This window comes from Paenibacillus sp. JJ1722 (assembly GCF_048282685.1).
In the GTDB taxonomy this organism is placed as follows: Bacteria; Bacillota; Bacilli; order Paenibacillales; family Paenibacillaceae; genus Paenibacillus; species Paenibacillus polymyxa_B.
Genome location: NZ_CP182500.1, coordinates 4,726,687 through 4,745,399 on the forward strand (window position 1 = coordinate 4,726,687; position 18,713 = coordinate 4,745,399).

General features: G+C 48.3%; 20 protein-coding genes and 1 tRNA gene. 6 read left to right on the plus strand and 15 right to left on the minus strand.

Annotated features, from left to right (window positions below; genetic code table 11):
- The first annotated feature begins 78 nt into the window (after nt 1-78).
- Nucleotides 79-687: a TetR family transcriptional regulator gene (locus tag ACM1ND_RS20930; RefSeq protein WP_069080426.1), complete on the plus strand. Its 609-nt coding sequence runs from the start codon at nt 79-81 to the stop codon at nt 685-687.
- A 122-nt stretch (nt 688-809) separates the two neighbouring features.
- Here the strand turns inward: ACM1ND_RS20930 and ACM1ND_RS20935 are convergent.
- Nucleotides 810-883, minus strand: a tRNA-Arg gene (locus ACM1ND_RS20935).
- A 174-nt stretch (nt 884-1,057) separates the two neighbouring features.
- Between ACM1ND_RS20935 and ACM1ND_RS20940 the strand changes: the two genes are divergently transcribed.
- Nucleotides 1,058-1,351, plus strand: a complete 294-nt coding sequence (locus ACM1ND_RS20940) for a DUF4870 domain-containing protein (protein WP_016324668.1) — start codon at nt 1,058-1,060, stop codon at nt 1,349-1,351.
- A gap of 319 nt (nt 1,352-1,670) precedes the next feature.
- On the opposite strand, the gene ACM1ND_RS20945 is transcribed toward ACM1ND_RS20940, so the two are convergent.
- Nucleotides 1,671-2,030, minus strand: a complete 360-nt coding sequence (locus ACM1ND_RS20945; protein WP_013311672.1) for a hypothetical protein — start codon at nt 2,028-2,030, stop codon at nt 1,671-1,673.
- A gap of 163 nt (nt 2,031-2,193) precedes the next feature.
- Here ACM1ND_RS20945 and asnB point away from each other — a divergent pair, with 163 nt between their 5' ends.
- Nucleotides 2,194-4,038, plus strand: a complete 1,845-nt coding sequence (asnB, locus tag ACM1ND_RS20950) for an asparagine synthase (glutamine-hydrolyzing) (protein WP_028541532.1) — start codon at nt 2,194-2,196, stop codon at nt 4,036-4,038.
- A gap of 170 nt (nt 4,039-4,208) precedes the next feature.
- Here asnB and ACM1ND_RS20955 read toward each other — a convergent pair whose 3' ends face one another.
- The 3 genes from ACM1ND_RS20955 to ACM1ND_RS20965 all read right to left on the minus strand — a co-directional run bounded on the left by ACM1ND_RS20955 (nt 4,209) and on the right by ACM1ND_RS20965 (nt 6,753).
- Nucleotides 4,209-4,841 carry an XTP/dITP diphosphatase gene (locus ACM1ND_RS20955; RefSeq protein ID WP_013311674.1) on the minus strand — a complete coding sequence of 211 codons (633 nt, stop codon included), beginning with the start codon at nt 4,839-4,841 and terminating at the stop codon, nt 4,209-4,211.
- On the minus strand, nt 4,841-5,602 hold the full coding sequence (rph, locus tag ACM1ND_RS20960) for a ribonuclease PH (RefSeq protein ID WP_013311675.1): 762 nt from the start codon (nt 5,600-5,602) through the stop codon (nt 4,841-4,843). Before rph ends, ACM1ND_RS20955 begins: the two co-directional genes overlap by 1 nt.
- A 92-nt stretch (nt 5,603-5,694) precedes the next feature.
- Nucleotides 5,695-6,753 carry a GerMN domain-containing protein gene (locus ACM1ND_RS20965; protein WP_418026525.1) on the minus strand — a complete coding sequence of 353 codons (1,059 nt, stop codon included), beginning with the start codon at nt 6,751-6,753 and terminating at the stop codon, nt 5,695-5,697.
- Nucleotides 6,754-6,905: 152 nt separating this feature from the next.
- Here ACM1ND_RS20965 and ACM1ND_RS20970 point away from each other — a divergent pair, with 152 nt between their 5' ends.
- Together ACM1ND_RS20970 and ACM1ND_RS20975 are read left to right on the plus strand one after the other, a co-directional pair.
- On the plus strand, nt 6,906-7,463 hold the full coding sequence (locus tag ACM1ND_RS20970) for a phosphatidylglycerophosphatase A (protein WP_418026526.1): 558 nt from the start codon (nt 6,906-6,908) through the stop codon (nt 7,461-7,463).
- A 57-nt stretch (nt 7,464-7,520) separates the two neighbouring features.
- Nucleotides 7,521-7,973, plus strand: coding sequence for a GNAT family N-acetyltransferase (locus tag ACM1ND_RS20975; RefSeq protein ID WP_023990029.1), 453 nt, complete (start codon nt 7,521-7,523; stop codon nt 7,971-7,973).
- Nucleotides 7,974-8,101: 128 nt separating this feature from the next.
- On the opposite strand, the gene ACM1ND_RS20980 is transcribed toward ACM1ND_RS20975, so the two are convergent.
- The 5 genes from ACM1ND_RS20980 to ACM1ND_RS21000 all read right to left on the minus strand — a co-directional run bounded on the left by ACM1ND_RS20980 (nt 8,102) and on the right by ACM1ND_RS21000 (nt 12,386).
- A complete protein-coding gene (locus ACM1ND_RS20980) occupies nt 8,102-8,893 on the minus strand; it encodes an SDR family oxidoreductase (RefSeq protein ID WP_338532766.1) in 792 nt (263 codons plus the stop codon).
- Between the two features lie 105 nt (nt 8,894-8,998).
- Nucleotides 8,999-9,637 carry a TetR/AcrR family transcriptional regulator gene (locus ACM1ND_RS20985; RefSeq protein WP_023990031.1) on the minus strand — a complete coding sequence of 213 codons (639 nt, stop codon included), beginning with the start codon at nt 9,635-9,637 and terminating at the stop codon, nt 8,999-9,001.
- 218 nt (nt 9,638-9,855) lie between these two features.
- Nucleotides 9,856-10,491: an NAD(P)-dependent oxidoreductase gene (locus ACM1ND_RS20990; protein WP_418026527.1), complete on the minus strand. Its 636-nt coding sequence runs from the start codon at nt 10,489-10,491 to the stop codon at nt 9,856-9,858.
- A gap of 75 nt (nt 10,492-10,566) precedes the next feature.
- Nucleotides 10,567-11,577, minus strand: coding sequence for an MBL fold metallo-hydrolase (locus ACM1ND_RS20995; RefSeq protein ID WP_418026528.1), 1,011 nt, complete (start codon nt 11,575-11,577; stop codon nt 10,567-10,569).
- Between the two features lie 23 nt (nt 11,578-11,600).
- Nucleotides 11,601-12,386, minus strand: coding sequence for a class I SAM-dependent methyltransferase (locus ACM1ND_RS21000; protein ID WP_418026529.1), 786 nt, complete (start codon nt 12,384-12,386; stop codon nt 11,601-11,603).
- Between the two features lie 259 nt (nt 12,387-12,645).
- Between ACM1ND_RS21000 and ACM1ND_RS21005 the strand changes: the two genes are divergently transcribed.
- Nucleotides 12,646-13,524, plus strand: coding sequence for a DUF72 domain-containing protein (locus ACM1ND_RS21005; protein WP_418026530.1), 879 nt, complete (start codon nt 12,646-12,648; stop codon nt 13,522-13,524).
- On the opposite strand, the gene ACM1ND_RS21010 is transcribed toward ACM1ND_RS21005, so the two are convergent.
- Genes ACM1ND_RS21010 through ACM1ND_RS21030 form a run of 5 tightly spaced genes read right to left on the minus strand, consistent with a single transcriptional unit; the run spans nt 13,516 to nt 18,558 of the window.
- Nucleotides 13,516-14,634 (minus strand): glycosyltransferase, encoded by a 1,119-nt coding sequence (locus tag ACM1ND_RS21010; protein ID WP_418026531.1) that lies wholly within the window; start codon nt 14,632-14,634, stop codon nt 13,516-13,518. The genes ACM1ND_RS21005 and ACM1ND_RS21010 overlap by 9 nt on opposite strands.
- Nucleotides 14,631-15,506, minus strand: a complete 876-nt coding sequence (locus tag ACM1ND_RS21015; protein ID WP_418026532.1) for a class I SAM-dependent methyltransferase — start codon at nt 15,504-15,506, stop codon at nt 14,631-14,633. Before ACM1ND_RS21015 ends, ACM1ND_RS21010 begins: the two co-directional genes overlap by 4 nt.
- Nucleotides 15,499-16,848, minus strand: coding sequence for a nucleotide sugar dehydrogenase (locus ACM1ND_RS21020; protein ID WP_418026533.1), 1,350 nt, complete (start codon nt 16,846-16,848; stop codon nt 15,499-15,501). Before ACM1ND_RS21020 ends, ACM1ND_RS21015 begins: the two co-directional genes overlap by 8 nt.
- Before the next feature lie 2 nt (nt 16,849-16,850).
- A complete protein-coding gene (locus ACM1ND_RS21025; RefSeq protein WP_341057154.1) occupies nt 16,851-17,831 on the minus strand; it encodes a polysaccharide biosynthesis protein in 981 nt (326 codons plus the stop codon).
- Nucleotides 17,832-17,850: 19 nt separating this feature from the next.
- A complete protein-coding gene (locus ACM1ND_RS21030) occupies nt 17,851-18,558 on the minus strand; it encodes a glycosyltransferase family A protein (RefSeq protein WP_068941740.1) in 708 nt (235 codons plus the stop codon).
- Nucleotides 18,559-18,713: the final 155 nt, after the last annotated feature.

Genomic DNA, 18,713 nt, shown 5'->3' on the forward strand with positions numbered 1-18,713 from the left:
GAATGTTGCTTAAACAACAGTTCTGATAGCTTTTGTTGTTTTTAATATGTAGAATTAGTGAATTGGAGTGTGAACATATTGAATGAGATAACAGACTTACGTGTTGTGAAAACACTTGAAAATATAAAACATGGGTTTGCTAAATGTATTAGTCAAAAAAACTTTTCATCTATTTCCGTAAAAGATATTACTACAACTGCAAGAATTAATCGTTCTACATTCTACAAATATTATGAAGATAAATATCAGCTAAGAGAATCATTGGTAAAATCAACATTAGAAGAACTTTCAAACAATATTAATCTAGCATCTTTTAATCTGGAGAATAATGACATCGAATCCTTGAATGCTTTAAGAAAACAACTCCAATTTATGTATGATCATAAAGATTGGTACCTTATATTGTGGAATAAAAATATGGAGTTATATGTCTATGAAGATATGACACGCATATTTGAAAGGAGAACCGGGGAATGTCTTCGTGAAAATAGCAATGGAACAGAAATTACGAAGAAGGAACTTTCAGAAAAGCAGGAGTTATTAACTCGTTTGTTTGCAGCATCTGCAATGACAACGGTTAAATGGTGGTATGAATATTCACCAAATATGACTCCAAAGGATGTGGCAAATATTATTATGGATAATATCAAATTTGGAATGCATCATACCTTTTTTCAAGCTCCATGAACATGGAATACCCTCTCCATTAGCTTCACCGGATAAAATCCACCATGTGCGCAGGTAGCGCAGCGCTTTGGCAGCACTGAAAAACAAAAAAGCTTCCTACATGTAGGAAGCTTTTTGCTATACGTCCCAGGAGGGATTCGAACCCCCGACCGACGGCTTAGAAGGCCGTTGCTCTATCCAGCTGAGCTACTGGGACAAGATAGTGATCAATAAAACCTTATGTATTCAGCGCATTGATTATTATATCACATTTCGGGCAACTGTCAAAAGCATTTTTTTATGATATAGGGAAGCTGGCTGCAAAAGGAATCATTTGGACGCTAACGGGGTATTATGTACAAAGAACCATGCATAAAGGAGGGGTTAATCCGTGAGAGGTCTTTTGTCGTCACTTTGTTATTTCAGCATTTTCTTCGCACCTTTTCTAGTACCTGTCATTGTGTGGATTGCAGTACGGGACGAATATGTTCAGGGACATGCAAAAAAGGCTATTTTATCGCATATTTTCCCCATTATTGCGGCAATTCCGCTAGTGTATTTTATTATTACGGCGAATCATGCAGGTTCAGTGATCGGGTTTGTACTGCTATTCGTAGTGGTCTATCTCGGGGTTTTTGTTTATAACATCTACAAAGGGATTATGACGCTGCGTGAAGCGGCTTAGTTCAAAAAGAAGCCTCCTGCATACCGCAAATTTGGCGGGATACGGAGGCTTCTTTAGGGTCATTTTTGATGAGTTGCTGTTGCTATTTAGTTCAATGGCTGCTTATTTATTCCCAAAGCGTTTAGGACTTTTCCGTACTTCATGTCTTACGTTTTTCTCCAGCACTTCTTCCGCGAACTCATTGTTATGAATATAACTGCTGCCTTTGTTTTTCTTATACTTCGCTTTGCCGTCTATGATTTCCCCCTCCTTTCACGCTGATCCGGCGATGGCGCCGGAGCCCAAATCAACAAAAGCCGAGGCATAGCACACCATATCCTCATGCCCCGAACTCCTTGGCGAACTCTGTACTGAGCTGCCCATAGGAGAGCAATTCTTTTTTAAACTTCTCTCGCTCCTCACCAGCAGTAATGTGTGTAGAGTCGGTAAAAGCCTTGTCTGTCACTTCCTCAAATGCCGAATGCAGATTATTGTCGTACCAATCCAGCTCCAGATCGGCGTCATTGCGGATGATCCGTACCATGTCATAGTCATGCTGACCATCCGTCTGATCCTTGGCCGTGATATAGACCAGCAATTCCGGGTCATCTGCGGCACCGGGCCGCACCTCTACCTCAGCACAGCGCACTCCGTCAAGTTCAGTGAAGCGGCGTATTTTGGCATCCTTGATGTAGTACATGGTCTCCCTCCTTCCTTGCGAGTAGACGGGTTTCCCCATCTGTAGTTTTCGGAACGGACAGACATTTTATGCTTCTTTTCGGCATATATACTGATGAACTGGGGATTTAGTTTTTGATTCATTCCAACACTGGATGAACACGACAAAGAGAGGATGAACAGACATGTGCGGAATTACAGGTTTCATACAGTGGAACGGAGACTTAATGCATCAATCTGAGCTGCTGCTGAATATGACACAAACGCTCTCCGATCGCGGACCGGATGCTGCGGGTACCTGGATATCCAACCCGTGTGCCTTCGGACACCGAAGACTGAGCGTAATGGACCCGGAAAATGGCGCTCAGCCCATGATCCGGCAGCTGGAGGATATCACTTATACGATTGTATATAACGGGGAAATATATAACGCGCCTGAGCTGAAAAAAGAGCTGCAACAGCGCGGGCATTTTTTCCGTACACAATGCGACACGGAGGTGCTGCTCGAATCCTATATCGAATGGGGCCCCGAATGTGTAGATCGGTTAAACGGCATTTTTGCGTTTGCGGTCTGGGATAGCGAGCGGGAGCAGGTATTTCTGGCACGGGATCGGCTGGGAGTGAAGCCGTTATTTTATAGCCAAACCGAAGAAGTATTCGTATTTGGCTCAGAACCCAAAGCACTGCTTCAGCATCCAGCAGTAGAAGCAGCAGTGGACGCAGAGGGATTGGCCGAAATTTTTATCATTGGGCCTGCACGTACCCCCGGACACGGCGTCTATTCGTCCATGAAGGAGCTACGTCCCGGGCATACGCTAACCTACACCCGCGACGGCGTGCGCATTCAAGCCTACTGGAAGTTGGAAAGCATTGCGCATGAGGATAACACCGAAGAAACGGCGCTCAAGGTACGAGAACTGTTGCTGGATACGGTGGAGCGGCAGCTCATTTCGGATGTTCCAGTGTGCACCTTATTGTCTGGCGGGCTGGATTCAAGCGCTCTATCCGCATTAGCTGTCGATTATTACAACCGTACCGGGCAAGGACAAGTTCATACGTATTCGGTGGATTATGTGGATAACGACAAGCATTTTAAAGCCCATGCGTTTCAACCCGGAGCCGATGCCCCCTGGATTCAGCGGATGGTGGATGAATTAGGGACAAATCATCACTGGATTGAATTCGATACGCCAGAAGTCGTAGCAGCTCTGAACAACTCCACACTAACGCGGGATTTACCCGGCATGGCGGACGTGGATTCGTCGCTGTATCTCTTTTGCCGGGAGATTAAAAAAGGAGCCACGGTCGCTATTTCCGGCGAGGCTGCGGATGAAGTTTTTGGCGGATATCCTTGGTTCCACCGGGAGGATATGCTGAATTCGGGTACATTCCCGTGGGCAGTTGCACCCGATATGAGAGCCAGTCTGTTGTCTCCCGAGGTACGGGACTGGATCAAGCCGCTGGAGTATTTGAACGATCGCTACTCAGACGCGGTAGGAGAAGTGCCGAAGCTACCGGGGGAAACAGGAAAAGCTGCGCAAATGCGCGTCATGTCCTATTTGAACATCACCCGCTTTATGCCTACTCTACTGGATCGTAAGGATCGGATGAGTATGGGAGCGGGACTCGAAGTGCGGGTGCCATATTGCGATCATCGACTGGTACAATATGTATGGAACATTCCGTGGAGTATCAAGATGACAGGCGGACGTGAAAAAGGTATTTTGCGCAAGGCGCTGGAGGGCGTATTGCCGGATGATGTGCTGTATCGCAAAAAAAGCCCATATCCCAAAACGCATAACCCTTCCTATCTTGAGGCTGTGAAAAAGCAGGCGTTGCAGCTGCTGGATGATTCCTCTTCCCCACTGCTCAAGCTGATCGATGCGCAAAAGGTACGCGATATTGCCGCCTCACCGGAGGCATCCACCAATCTGCCTTGGTTTGGTCAGCTGATGTCGGGTCCCCAGTTGTTTGCCTACTTGGCTCAAGTGGATAACTGGTTGCGCACTTACAAGGTAGCAATTCGATAAGCTACACTGAATGCTGGAGCAATAGAGCTTCTAAGCGGCAGCGGCAATTTTTCGCTGTGTACTATATGGGGAACAGAAGGTACCAAAAAGGCTATCCGCAGCTCATGACTGACGGATAGCCTTTTTTTTCGTTATGTGAATGGGGGGATGATTTCTCCCCTGTTACCAAGCTATGCCTGTGGATTACCCAGCTTTGTTGCCAAATCACGCAGAGCTATCCCTCGGTGACTGATAGCCTGCTTTTGTTCCAACGTCAGCTCGGCCATTGTCTTTTCAAACTCTGGCAAATAAAACAGCGGATCATACCCAAACCCGCCGCTGCCGGCGGTTTCAGTAGTAATCCAGCCTTCCACGGAGCCTGTCGATTCCAACGTCTCGCCAGTCTGCGGATTATATAGAATCAAGGTACAGACGAATTGAGCCGGGCTTAGCAAAGGCTGTCCCGTATCATCACCCAGCTGCTTCGATTCCAGAACGTCGAGCAGCTTAATATTGTTTTCGTGATCGCTGGCACCTTCTCCAGCATAACGGGCAGAGTATACCCCCGGCGCACCGTCCAGCAAGTCCACGCAGAGGCCGGAATCATCGGCCAGCACGGGCAATCCGAGCACATCTCCAACCGCTTTAGCTTTTTTCAGTGCATTTTCGGCAAAGGTTTTGCCATCTTCAACGACATCAGGAATGTCGGGATAATCGTACATGCTTCTGACTTCCTTGCCAAACGGCGCAAAGGCATGCGCAAATTCCCGCACCTTTCCTTTATTTTTCGTAGCGACAATGACGACCGGGCCATCCAGCCGCATTAGGCGCCAGCTCCTGTACGTCCAGCACCGATCTTATCAGCAATCGGTCCAAGCACTTCTTTTTGGCGCTCAATCATTTGCAGAATCCCTTGTTCGCCCAAGCTAAGCAGTTGATCCAATTCGTTACGGTCAAATGGGCTTTCTTCACCTGTACCTTGCAGCTCAACATATTTTCCGCTGCCAGTCATGACAAGATTCATGTCCACTTTGGCCTTGGAATCCTCTTCATAGTTCAGATCCAGCAATGCTTTTTCACCAACAACCCCTACGCTGACGGAAGCCAGGAAATCGGTAATTGGAAAAACAGGCAGCTTGTGCTGGGTGGCAATTTTATTGACCGCAATCGCCAACGCTACGAAAGAACCGGTAATTGAGGTTGTGCGTGTTCCGCCGTCCGCCTGAATGACGTCACAATCCAACGTAATCGTCCGTTCACCAAGCGCCTGCAAATTGACCACCGAACGCAACGCTCTTCCAATCAGACGCTGAATTTCCATGGTACGGCCTGTCAGCTTGCCACGCGCAGCTTCACGCTGATTACGGCTATGAGTCGCACGCGGAAGCATGGAATACTCTGCGGTTACCCAGCCTTTTCCTTGTCCCTTCATAAAGGGTGGTACGCGTTCTTCTACAGTAGCCGTGCAAATGACTTTCGTCTCGCCAACCTCTATAAAAACAGAGCCCTCCGCGTATTTATTTACTCCTGCTGTCAATTTCATCGGGCGCAGCTCATCACCGTTTCGTCCGTTAGATCTACTCATGCTTTTTCCTCCTACGTCGTATGCAACCTGTTCTTATATGTTTATTTTACCAAAGTGTGCAGGCAAAAGCACCCCAAGGACGATTCCCGCCCTTAAAGAGGGATTTCGTTAATATGTTGCGGCTTGGCTACAGGCTCTCCATAATTTTGATTATTTTGTCCAATTACGCTTTTTTCACCATTTAGTTCAATCCGAATTTTTGTTTTGACCGCATCATCTGAATTGTCTGCCGCTGTCAGCACAACCGATTCCAAAAATTCAGCAGGCACAGCTTCTCCTTTAGCAAACATATCATCTGAAAGAGATACCGTAATTACGTTGTCTTTGGAGCGTTCTACCGATTTCAGCGCCGTCTCCCCTGTCATCACTTCTTGTAACCCATCCTTGGTCTGCGGTCCTTGAATCAATTGATGCAGCGCTGACTGGACACGATCTTTTTCAGGGCTGACCAACCGTGTTACAGGTACGTAGTATTGAACTCCAGCAGGAGAAGATGAAGAGAAATACACGGTGACTGGACTGGAATCCAGGGGTGTTACGCCATGACCAATCTCCAAATTAATACCTACTGCACGCGTCAACGGATGATCCAGCGGTGTGCCGCCAACAGGCATTTCGTTCAGTTTTTTGCCATCCACCCAGATCTGTACGCTCTCAATATCGGGACGGTCGGTCAGGGTCCAGGTCAAACTCTCCATTAATTTTCGTTCTTCCTGTGGCTTATAGTTCGCGAAAGATTTATTGAACTCGACAACAGCCAGCTTGTTGTTCTTGTCCACCGTCACACTTTTCACTTCTGTACCCTGGGGTATTACACCTTTAAATCCCTCTGGTAATAATCCAGCATACGGCCCGCCCTCAACCAATGTTTCCAGCGCTGACTTGGCATCTGCCTGCACATCACCTGTAGCAATCGGTAAAGATACCGGGGCCAGCAAACCGTTATGATCTTGCAAAAAAACAGCTCTCAGTTGACCTGTACTGGCAGGTGCTTTTCCGGTTACAGCCTTAATCATGGACTGCTCTGTCGTGGACGGCGGGGGGTCAATGGATGCCGATTCGTTGCCGAAAAGGCTGCAGCCCGACAACAACAGGGGTAGGGATAGCAGTCCAGCTACAGAGATCATACGCCATGGGTGTTTTATATTCATAAGTGAAGTTCCTCCCTAACAATTTTGTACAGATTGTACTAATATGTATACGAGCCTCGCGTAAAAAATAACTACTTTTTCAGCAGACTGGACACACTGGTCATAATTGCAGTAGAAATCAGGATCTATACGAGGAGGGGAACTTCAACTTTATGGACAAGAAAAAAGCACCTTACAGCCTGAATAGTAAAAAGGTAGCCGATGCCACCCGCGAGTTGCTGCACAAGCGTGGTGTGAACCTGACTGAAATTGCAGAACTGGTCATGCTTTTACAAAAAAAATATTACCCGACCCTAACGATGGAAGAATGTATGGAGAATGTGGACAAGGTACTGATGAAGCGCGAGGTTCAAAATGCCGTGCTCACGGGCATCCAACTGGATATCCTTGCTGAACAAGGCGTTCTTCTTCCCCCATTGCAGGACATGATTGAGAATGATGAGGGATTATACGGTGTGGATGAAATTCTGGCCTTTTCCATCGTAAATGTGTACGGCAGCATTGGATTTACCAATTACGGTTATGTCGATAAGCTCAAACCGGGTGTGCTGGAACGCCTGAATGATAAAAGCCTCGGGCCGATCCATACGTTCCTGGACGACATTGTGGGCGCTATCGCAGCTTCGGCCAGCAGCCGCATCGCCCATCGCAAACAGGCAGAGCGCGAGCAGGAGCTTGGGGAAGAAAGTGCACCGAATACAACACGTTAAATAACAAACAACGCTTGGAATACAACAGATATATACAGGGTTAGAGGAGAACTAGACATGGCAAACGTAACTGAAGGATATACATTCCGTACGATGCAGGCTGACGATTATGATCAGGCCATTGACCTTTGGAATGGCTTAGACGGATTGGGATTAAGCGAGGCCGACTCACCGGAGCGGATTGCACGCTTTTTACAACGGAACGAAGGACTTAGCTTTGTCTGTGAGCATGATGGAAGCATCATAGGCACGATTTTGGCGGGTCACGATAGTCGCAGGGGGTTTCTGTATCATCTGGGTGTAGCCACAGCACATCGTGGTCAAGGGATCGCGCCCAGACTGGTGGATAAAGCGTTATCTGCTTTGTTGAGAGAAGGCATTGATAAATGTCATCTGTTTGTGATGGAGCATAACGCAGGGGGTCAACGCTTCTGGTCAGCTAACGGCTGGGAGAAACGGGATGGAATTTTACTATATTCCCGAGGACTAGAACTAGGATCTAACGCTTGATCTATACAAATAGGAGCACCGGGTCTGATTCAAGTCGAGCTATAAACGATCAGACCCGGTGCATAATACTCACAGCTTATTCATTAGCATTTCTAACATTTCAAGCTCAGATTACCTTTATTCATAAATTACAATCCATTTTGTGGACGCAGTGCACGTTCTACAATTCCCAGCGTGGATTGACGAGAGAAGAACCGGGACACCTGAGCTACCCAATAGTTTTGGCGACCGGAAATGATGTGACTACGCCCCTTTTCAAATGCTCTCAACGCGTTCTTCACAACGGTTTGGGGAGTTTCCCTAGTTCCAATTGACGCTTCACTTGCGCCAACAATATCAAAAAACGGCGTTTCCGTTGAGCCTGGACAAAGGGCCAGAACTTTAAGCCCCCGTTTCCGATTTTCGGCCCATAGCGCTTCAGTAAAAGAAAGCACAAATGCTTTGGTTGCTCCATACACCGCCATATAAGGATCGGGCTGAAATGCAGCTGTGGAAGAAACATTGATTAATCCACCATCCCGCTTACGCAATAAATCAGGCATAAATGCATGTGTGATGTCGACTAAAGCAGCCACATTGAGCATCACTTCCTCATGCTGTCGTTCTCCTGAAACCTGCTCAAAGTATCCATAGGTGGCAAAACCCGCGTTGTTAATCAAGAGATCTACCTTTAGCTGTTGCTTTTGAACCTCCTGATGCAATGCTTGGGGTGCTCCTGGTGTGGAAAGATCCAACGCAATCACCGTTGCTTTTACGTTATATTTAGCTGAGAGTTCTTTAGCCAGTGTCTTTAATTTGGTTTCATTGCGTGCTACCAAAATGAGATTACATTTCTTAGCTGCGAGCGAATAGGCAAAGGCCTCGCCAATACCGGATGAAGCCCCTGTGATCAGAGCTATTTTATTTGCGTACATAAACATGATGACAACCTCCATAGTATTGTTGTTTTATTTAAGAAACATCGTTACCACTACTCTATAATGAACTGAAGTCATCTACTATGACGACCTCAGTACACTTCATATTTACGATGGAGATGAGGATGTTTTAAATGCTACGAGCGCATTCTTCAGTGTAAATGCATACACTCCTTGAGCCATATCTACATCTGAAAAATGACCTGCAAACTGAAGATGTATGACTCCATGTAAAGCAGACCAAAACATCCGGACAACCAGCAGCGGATCATGTTCTTTCAATGCTCCCTGCTCCATAGCGTGTATGACGGTTTGCAGGATTTGAGACAGGGCCGTTGTGGTACCCTCCAAGCTCTGTTCATCCGGCTTGAAATCAGATAATGCCCCGCCAAACATCATTTTGTAATAGGCTGAATGAAGCTGCGCAAATTCCCAGTACGCCCAGCATAGAGCTTCAAGATCAGCGAGTACGCTTTCGGTAACGGGTACTTGCTGAAAGGATTCAGCCAATAGCCGACATCCATCCAGGTACATCTCATTGGCAAGACCATCCTTACTGCCGAAAATACTGTAAATAATTTTGGTGGAACAGCTTAATTTCTGCGCAACTCGCCGCACGGTCACGGCCTCTGGCCCTTCTTCCGCAAGAAGGATACATGCGGCGTCAATGACATTTTTACGGAGCAATTGCTGCTGCTGTAGCTTCACTTCCGAATAGGTTTTATAGGGATGCGATGGCTCGGTCATGATTGAATGCACTTCCTTTTGCTTATTAAAAACTGTTGCTTGATGCTACTATAATAAATTAAAGATCTACACAAGATCTCAGGAAACATTGTTTCTGTTAAGAACCATAGTATTCTAAGCCTGAGTGTTTGTCAAATAAAAAAGAACGCAATGAGTAGGTACACTTACCGCGCTCTGGTTGAATGCTTAAAAATGAAGCTATGTTTGGCGTTCCACGATCAGTAGGCAATGCCTACCCGTGTACGGATAAATTCGTAACTCTTGCATTGACGATAGGTAAAATCAGCCGTATCCGCGGTGGTAATTTGTGAGCCACCTTCAGGCAAAAAATCTTTTTCCACACGATAAATCCCTGTCCGCGCTCCATCCGGCAGATAGGTTGGACATACGATTGTCCAGTCTAGTACCGATTCACGCAGCAATTCGTACACTCGCCGATGTTCCTCGGCCGCACGAGTGCTGCGTCGCCGGGTCTCGGAGGACTCGTACCGGTACAGGTCCGGTTCGGTCCGGCTTTGCAAAATCCCTGCCGTTCCTACTGTAATGAGCCGGGAAATGGACTGCTCCTGCATGAGCCGGACCAGCAGGGCTATATTAACGGATAAGGTAGTCGTTCCATCCGTATTCAGCGCACTGATTACAGCCGTCGCCCCCCCCTTCAGCGCTTGTGCTACGTCCTCTGCATTAGTGGCATCGCCTTGTACGATTTGCAGCTGATTCCCGTATCCGGGTGCGTAATCCTCCAGCTTATCCGGTGAACGAACAAGGACAGTAACGGCATGACCTTCCTCTAATGCATAATCTAATATATACCGTCCTACGCGTCCGGTAGCTCCCAGCAGCAGCAAATTCATAAAATCCTCTTTTCCGGCATGCATGCCGCTTGTCATGTTGCTTCGTCATGTCACTTGTTGGGTAGTTTTCCGCGACTATTGGCGGCAAAGGGGATAGAAGCGCGTGATTGAGTCCGTCTCGCTCATAGAGGCCCGTTCACGGCGCACCAGCTCCACCAGATGAGCCAGCGTCTCGGACATGGCAAACCTTAGCTGGTGAATACCCAGCTTGCCACCGAACATGGCAATGCACAGCTCATAGGCTGTGCTGCCCTCCGGTTGGATCAGCTGCTGGAATTTATCCAGCCGTTCTTCATGATGTGCCAGCAACGCTTGCGTCCGCTCCCGAAAATAACCAAACGGATTGCGGTGCCCCGGATATGCCCACGCTACCTCCAGCTTACCTAGACGCTGCAAGCCGTCTACATAAGACCTCAACGGCTGGGCATCACTGCCCGGCAGCAGACTGATGTTAGGAGAAATCTGCGGCAAAACTGCGTCACCGCAGAGGATAACACCGCTATTCGGGTCATATAAGGACATATGTCCGGGCGCATGCCCTCCCGTCTCGACGGGCAGCCAACTGCGTCCACCCCATTCCAGACGAGCGTCTGTGCCGGTAGGAATAACGGTAATCTCAGGCTGTGGATTCACTTGCAAATAAGCCTGCCGCATATGTAATTCCAAGGCCGGCACTTGCTCCAAAGGAAAGCCATGCTGGACAAAAAAGCTGGGAAGCCTGTTCTCCATAGCGACCGTCGATTCTGGAGCGTCCCACATCATCATCGCTTCCTTATGGCTTCGGGCTGACATATGTACACGAGCCTGACTTTGCTGCTGCATCCAGCCCGCCAATCCGTAATGATCGGGGTGATGATGAGTGACCACAATGTCCGAAATATCCCCAAAGGACATTCCCAGCTGTTGGAAGACATGCGCCCATTCTGCCTCGGTGTCCATATTGCGCGGCCCCGGGTCTACAATCGTAAAACCGTGCTGTCCCTTGAGCACATAGCTATTCACCCAGCGCAGCGGAAAGGACATGGATATTTTGACCTGAAAACCTCCGTCTATTCGCTCACACGGTGTAAGCTCTGGCATTTTCATGGCTTCCCATCCGCCTTTCTGTTTCAAGCCCGCACGCCGACAAAAATCATTCGAGGCGAAGCATCGTCGATATATTGATCTTCATTATAGCTTCCGTGCACCTGCTCTACGGATAGTCCGGCTTGCTCTAGCAATCCACGGAACTTTTCATACGGATATAGCTTCACTCGTTCATGATACACGCGCGCGGGTTCTCCCTCAGTAGGAGTCGTACCCAGAGCAGAGGCTGCCTCAGTGGCCGTAACAGATGCGGCTGACCGAATCGCAATTTGCTTTTTCACAAAGCCATCTTCAATGACCCGATGCTCCTCAATCCAATTTCCTTCATCCTCCCGTGACGAATGCGGTACCAAATGAGCGGTTACGTAAGCAGGGTTCAAATAATCTATGATAAAGCGTCCTCCCGGCTTCAACAACCGATATATTTCCTTTAGTACTTTAAGCTGCTCCTCATCCTTTTCAAAATAACCGAAGGAGGTGAACAAATTCATCACCGCGTCATAGCTTTCATCCAGCGGCACCTCTCTCATATCCCCTTGATGCCAACTTACCCGCCCTTCGGAATCAGCTGCACGAGCCTCTCTCAGCAGCACATTGGAAAGGTCCACACCTGTCACCTTATAACCTGCATCTGCGAGCGCAAGCGAATGACGTCCCATCCCACAGCATAAATCCAATACGCTGGAGCCTTGCGGTAATTTGAGCCAGGAGATCATTTTTTGCACTTCCTGATAGGCCCCCTGAAAGTCGCGATGCTTGTATACCAATAAATAATCTTCCCCAAAGCTTTGCTCGTACCATTCTGCCATATCGTTTCTCCTCCATGAACTCATTTCGCTCTATTACATACTATATTAGCTTTTTCAAACTGGAAACTCAAAAGCATTACGAATAAGGGTTTTACAAAATCCTGAACAACAAACATGTTACAATAATCGTTATTTGAATCCATTTCATAATACCTTCAGTAGCTTTAATAAAGAGTACATGATCCACCCCATTTTATCATTAAAATGATTCATGGGAACGCCTTTAGAAGTATTCATAAGAGAAAGGAGCAGCAAAGTTATGATTCAAATTGGACTTACGGGTTGGGGCGATCACGATGACTTGTATCCAACGGGCACCAAAGCTAACCAAAAACTAAGCATCTATGGAAGCCATTTTCCGGTAGTAGAGATGGATAGTTCTTTCTATGCGGTGCAGCCCACAGATCGTATGGCACGCTGGGCGGCGGAAACCCCAGACTCTTTTTCATTTCTCGTCAAAGCCTATCAAGGCATGACTGGACATACCCGCGGCAAGCAGCCTTACTTCAAAACAATATTTGCCATGTACGAAGCACTGCATGCATCCATACAGCCTCTACGCGAAGCGGGCAAGCTTAAAGCCGTACTGTTTCAGTACCCACCCTGGTTCGACTGTACACGTGAGAATGTCGCTGTACTGCGAGACACGAAAAAAAGGATGGGAGAGGTCCCATCCGTACTTGAATTCAGACATCAAAGCTGGTTCACACCCGATTTTCGGAAACAAACGCTGGCATTCATGCGCGAAGAAGGTTGGATACACAGCGTATGCGACGAGCCGCAGGCGGGACCGGGGTCAGTTCCCATTGTGCCGTTGGCTACAGATGGTAATCTGACAGTCGTACGTCTCCACGGACGGAACATATCGGGCTGGAATCAAAGCTCCGCGCCTAATTGGCGGGAGGTTCGTTATCTGTATCGGTACAATGAACAAGAGTTGACCGAATGGAGAGACAGATTGCTGGAGCTGGAGCAGCAAAGCCGTGAGGTGTGCGTTATTTTCAACAACAACTCAGGTGGAGACGCCGCTGCTAACGCCAAGCAGCTCATGACCATGCTTGACATGGACCCTAAACCTTTTCCACCTCGCAAGCCACCCGAAGAAGATAACGGGCCGGAACAGCTTGAACTATTTTGAAGAACAGGCTGAGGGTGGGGAGTTGGAAATAGCCTTTTTGAGCTTGCGTGCATTATCCAGTAAATACGGGTCGTCAGGTAAATAGCGTAAAGCGGTTTGGTTATGCTCATACGAAGCGTTCAGCTTACCTGCATGGGCGTAGCAATGGCTGAGCCGCAAATGAGGTAACCAGGAGTAGCATGGCAGCGGAACAGGTCGCATACCCGGAAGGTGATGCTGTTGCTCCAATGCCTTTTCATACCAGTATGCGGCAGTGCTCCATTCGTTTCGTGTGAAAAACCAGTCACCGATCATGCAGCACAAGTCTGATTGCGGCACACCGTATCGAAAGGAGCGCAACAGACTATCCAGCTGTTGCTCCGACTTCCCGAGGTGAAGATAGCATTCCGCCGACCGCGCACAAGCGGTAATCCGATCCTCACGGTAGCCGCTCGGCTCCTCCAACAGATGGTTGAACGCCTCTACCGCCTCGGTATATTCCTTACGGTCAAAACATTCATTGGCATGCAAATACAGCAGACGCCCCTCCAGCTTGCCGCTTTCGCTGATCCACCTGGCGAGAATACGTTGGTTACGGAGCGTGTGGTCTTGCATTCGGCGGTGAGTTACTGCCACATCCGAATGAACGATTTGCCCTTGAGGTATCACCAAATCCTCATGCAGACGTCCCTCCCAGCGATATTGTCGCTCACGCTTCACGAGACGGATACGGCGTGAGGTGAACAACAGTTCACCCTGCTCCCCCTCTGCCAAATGAAGTGGCATTACCACTGCGTCGATATCCATAGACAAACGCTGCTTCAAGGCACGCAGGCGCTCGCGGTCCGGCTCCAGCAGCACATCGTCCGCATCCAGCCACATGATGTAGGAACACGTCGCCTTGTCAAACGATTCATTACGGGCGGCTGCAAAATCATCCTTCCATTCAAACGTATATAGCCGATCCGTATAGCAGGCTGCTATTGTCTTCGTCTGATCCGTCGATCCCGTGTCCACAATGATGATTTCATCCATTAGGTCTGCGACCGAATCCAGACAGCGAGCAAGTATCTGCTCCTCATTTTTTACGATCATGCACAAGCTGATGGTCGTCATTGGATGCTCAGTCATGACTTCACGTCATCCCCTTTACCTTTGGCTGAATCTGCGTTCGTTTTTCCGGTAGACTCGCCATCAGTATATGCACCTCTCCTTTCAGCCTGCGTCTTGTCTGTCTGTTCGACACGTGCATACCTTTCCAACGGCAAAAGTTGTTCCTCCATATGCCGGATTCGCTGTACCGCCTTGTCGAGTGCGGCCTTTCGCTGATTCATTTTGCGAACATGCTGCTGCTCCACCAATCGAAATTGTTCCTCGTCCAGTTTCATCCACTCATTCAGATGCGCTACCTCTGGTTTGACCTCACGCAGTTCTTTCGACTTCTTGCGGCCTGCAAAGCACAAATATTTGTGATGTACCTCCAGCGCTTTTTCATCAAAATAAGGATACAACACACGGGAGAGGCTCCCAGCATAGTAAGTCCGCTTGTGATCATGGAAAGGATGGTATCCATAAGGTACAGACAAGACGAGCGTTCCCTTTTTATTCAACAAGCGGTAAGCATGAGCCAGCAGGGTGTCGGGATGCGCAAAATGTTCCAAAATCTCCCCTAAAATAATGGTATCAAATCCACCGGGAGGACGCTCAAATTGTGAAATGTCCTTTAACTGAAAGTGGACTCTTCCCCGGACTGGTGCGGATTCCTGACGAAGTTCTTTTTTTGCATAAGAAATGCTGCCCTCTTCCAAATCAATAGCCGTTACCTCAAAGCCTTCCCGTCCAAGCAAAATGGACGTTATCCCCTGACTGCACCCAACATCCAGCACGGTACGCCCCTGTACATGGCGGCAAATCCAGTGAATTCTATTGCGGGTGGCTTCATGAGATTCCTCCGAATTGATCTGCCCGTAATAACGTTCGTTTACCTGATCACGGTTAGCCAACAGCGGCGCCCCCTCCATCACCGGGATGCCCCAAGATCACGACATGTCCACCTGTACAATGTGCGGTCGCATTACGTGTATCGAAGACCAGCGGGGCATGGTCGACCAGCTGTTGGTAATCCACCACAGAATGGTCTGTCGTGATGACTACGATATCTGCACTTTCCCATAGCTGAGCATTTGCCGTTCGAGATGGGATTGCTTCACCGTTCAGCTTAAAGCTCGATACATATGGGTCGGTGAAGCTCACCGAAGCTCCCATTTTTATTAGATGTTCAAACAGGACAAGAGCTGGGGATTCCCGAACATCATCAATGTCCTTTTTGTAGGCCACACCTGCCAGAATGATTTTGGCTTTGTTTATGGCTTTACCTTTATGAGCGAGCATGGCTTCAATTCGCTCCGCAATATACAGCGGCATACGCCGATTCATGCGATCTGCCAAGTCCACGAATTCCAGTGGAAAACCATGCTGCTCGGATTTCCATGACAAGTATAGCGGATCAACCGGGATACAGTGCCCCCCGATGCCAGGTCCCGGATAAAAAGGCATATAGCCGAATGGCTTGGTTGCCGCTGCATCCAGTACCTCCCATATATTGATGCCAATTTTCTCACAGGCGGCTGTCAGCTCATTGACCATTCCAATGTTGACACTACGGAACGTATTCTCGAACAGCTTGGCGGCTTCCGCCACGGTTGTCGAGCCGACTGGAACAATCTGGTCCAAAAAGGAGCCATAAAAACCCACTCCCGCTGCCAGACAATCCGGCGTGCAACCGCCGATCACCTTGGGTGTGTTGCGAATGTTAAAATGAACGCTGCCCGGATCAACACGTTCTGGTGAAAAGCACACATAGAAATCCTTACCTACCGTCCAGCCCCTGCGCTGCTCTATCACCGGCCGAATCAGTTCCTCGGTCGTTCCCGGATAGGTGGTGCTTTCCAGAATCAACAGTGTTTGTCTACGCAAATGAGGTATGGCCTGATCAATAGCCGTTTCAATATAGGACGTATCCGGCTGATGTCCGTCTGTCAGCGGCGTAGGCACACAAATCACGACGATATCCGCATGCTCCAGCACCTTGATATCCGTAACTGGATGCAATTGCTGCCCGATCAGACCTTCCAATGCATCATCGCCAATGTCTATGATGTACGACTTTCCTTGAAGCAGCTTGGCTACTTTGACAGGATCGGAATCTACACCATATACATCATAACCAGCCTGTGCCATTTCCACTGCCATGGGCAGCCCTACATAACCGAGGCCGATTACCGCAACCTTTACAGTTCCTTTAGTTATTTTTTCCATAAGCTGCAAAATACCCACCTCTTTCATCGTTACTCCATGCCTCGCAGTAGCTCAGCAATTCCAACGCGATCCATTAACTCATCGTCCGAGCGATATTGATCGAAGCTCACTCGTTCCAATCCACCATATTGGCTCAGTAAGCGCTCGTCTGCTTGCTGGGGAAGAATAACAAAATAACGGTCATCATAGCGATACGTATGCGGCACCTCATAGGGCGAAATCAGCACCTCATGCAGCTTTTCCCCACCACGTATACCAATCTCCTTCACTTTCAACGCAGGCTGTCCCGCCTGTTCTTTCATCACTTCTGCCAGATCTGCAATATTGCAGCCCTTCATTTTCATCACAAGGGTCTCTCCCCCAATTGCCGTGACAGAAGCCTTCAGCAGCAAGCCAATCGCCTCTCCGAGCGTGAGGAAGAAGCGTGTCATATCTGGGCTCGTCAGCGTTAATTCCTGCCCTTCCGCGATCTGGCGCTTGAACAGGGGCACGACACTTCCACTCGTCCCCAACACGTTGCCGCCGCGAATACACACAAAGCGAGTACGCTCACTTAAAGTGTTGGCGCGGATCATCAGTCTTTCACCGATCGCCTTCGTCATGCCATATACATTCACCGGGTCTACCGCCTTGTCTGTAGAGACATCAATTACCTTGGCGACTCCCTGCTCTATGCTGGCCCGGATCACATTTTCCGTACCGTGTACGTTCGTCTTGAAAGCCTCCTCTGGCTGTCTCTCACACACAGGGACATGCTTTAATGCCGCCAAATGGAACACATAGTCCACTCCGCGACATGCCTCCTGCAATGCCTGAAGATCGCGAATATCTCCAATCATGAAATTCAGGCGAGGATCAGATTGAAATTGCCGCTGCATGGCAATCTGTGCAAATTCACCGCGTGAGAATATCCGGATTTCCGCCGGTCCCTCCTTCAGCAATTCAGCCGTTAGGCGTTGCCCCCAAGATCCCGTGCCTCCGGTCACTAGCAGTTTTTTTCCTTTAAACAATATAATCTCCTCCTGACCGTTACGAATTGGCAATGTCTGTTCCCAGAAATTCAGCCAGCACAGCATTCATTTCATTCTCTGACAGCCGATCCTTCGCCGGCACTTTTTTTACCGAAGTATTTGCGGCATGAATGACGTTCACATAGTTGCGAAGTGGAATGACCTCATGCGGCAGCTCCGTTACATATCCGTGCGTACCCTTCCCAGGAATGACGACACGGTAATCATTTAGAAAATCCTCCACTTGATAGCGAAACACATAAAAAGAAGGCGAACGGTGAAACACCGGTGCCATCTGCCCCTCAACCGCATCCCACAGGTAACCCATCTGGTTCACCAGCGCAACCGTCTCCGGTTGAAACTTGTAATCATGTAACTGTTGTACAAATGACTGGTGGTATAAATCGTCGGAATCTATTCGAGCAATGAGCAGTTCGTCCGCGCCTTCGATGTACGCATGAATTCGACGTTTACTTTCGATGCTCGTACCAAAACGGATGTGGTCGGGAATGGGCTCATGTCGGGCTAGTTCCTCTTCCACAATGTCACTGCATCCGCCCGCCAGCTTGACGACAGATAAGAAATCCGTATTTGTCTGACTGAGTAAACTACGCAGCGTAAAGGTTCTGAATATATCCAGTCGCTCGCTGATCCACTCACGTGTCAGGCGGTTGGGATTCATCCCATAGTTATTAAAATTAATTTCAATTACAATCTTGCGATTCATTGATCTTCCTCCCTTTCAACCGTCTTCTCTCAAGTTATGAAGACGCCTCTGAAACGGCACGTACAGATGCAACGAATCTTGTAAAAATAGGTAGAATCCAAAAATAATAGCCGTTCATACAAAAACCTTTTTGCTTTCGACATATGATAGAATAC

Excerpts from the sequence above, each read along its gene's own strand:
- ACM1ND_RS20965 (WP_418026525.1), bottom strand. The coding sequence starts at position 6,753 with ATGAATATAAAACACCCATGGCGTATGATCTCTGTAGCTGGACTGCTA.
- rph (WP_013311675.1), bottom strand. The coding sequence starts at position 5,602 with ATGAGTAGATCTAACGGACGAAACGGTGATGAGCTGCGCCCGATGAAA.
- ACM1ND_RS21020 (WP_418026533.1), bottom strand. The coding sequence starts at position 16,848 with ATGAAAGAGGTGGGTATTTTGCAGCTTATGGAAAAAATAACTAAAGGA.
- ACM1ND_RS21010 (WP_418026531.1), bottom strand. The coding sequence starts at position 14,634 with ATGACTGAGCATCCAATGACGACCATCAGCTTGTGCATGATCGTAAAA.
- ACM1ND_RS20975 (WP_023990029.1), top strand. The coding sequence starts at position 7,521 with ATGGCAAACGTAACTGAAGGATATACATTCCGTACGATGCAGGCTGAC.
- ACM1ND_RS21000 (WP_418026529.1), bottom strand. The coding sequence starts at position 12,386 with ATGGCAGAATGGTACGAGCAAAGCTTTGGGGAAGATTATTTATTGGTA.
- ACM1ND_RS21005 (WP_418026530.1), top strand. The coding sequence starts at position 12,646 with ATGATTCAAATTGGACTTACGGGTTGGGGCGATCACGATGACTTGTAT.
- ACM1ND_RS20980 (WP_338532766.1), bottom strand. The coding sequence starts at position 8,893 with ATGTTTATGTACGCAAATAAAATAGCTCTGATCACAGGGGCTTCATCC.
- ACM1ND_RS21030 (WP_068941740.1), bottom strand. The coding sequence starts at position 18,558 with ATGAATCGCAAGATTGTAATTGAAATTAATTTTAATAACTATGGGATG.
- ACM1ND_RS20990 (WP_418026527.1), bottom strand. The coding sequence starts at position 10,491 with ATGAATTTGCTGCTGCTGGGAGCTACCGGACGCGTAGGACGGTATATA.
- ACM1ND_RS20945 (WP_013311672.1), bottom strand. The coding sequence starts at position 2,030 with ATGTACTACATCAAGGATGCCAAAATACGCCGCTTCACTGAACTTGAC.
- ACM1ND_RS20970 (WP_418026526.1), top strand. The coding sequence starts at position 6,906 with ATGGACAAGAAAAAAGCACCTTACAGCCTGAATAGTAAAAAGGTAGCC.
- ACM1ND_RS20985 (WP_023990031.1), bottom strand. The coding sequence starts at position 9,637 with ATGACCGAGCCATCGCATCCCTATAAAACCTATTCGGAAGTGAAGCTA.
- asnB (WP_028541532.1), top strand. The coding sequence starts at position 2,194 with ATGTGCGGAATTACAGGTTTCATACAGTGGAACGGAGACTTAATGCAT.
- ACM1ND_RS20995 (WP_418026528.1), bottom strand. The coding sequence starts at position 11,577 with ATGAAAATGCCAGAGCTTACACCGTGTGAGCGAATAGACGGAGGTTTT.
- ACM1ND_RS20955 (WP_013311674.1), bottom strand. The coding sequence starts at position 4,841 with ATGCGGCTGGATGGCCCGGTCGTCATTGTCGCTACGAAAAATAAAGGA.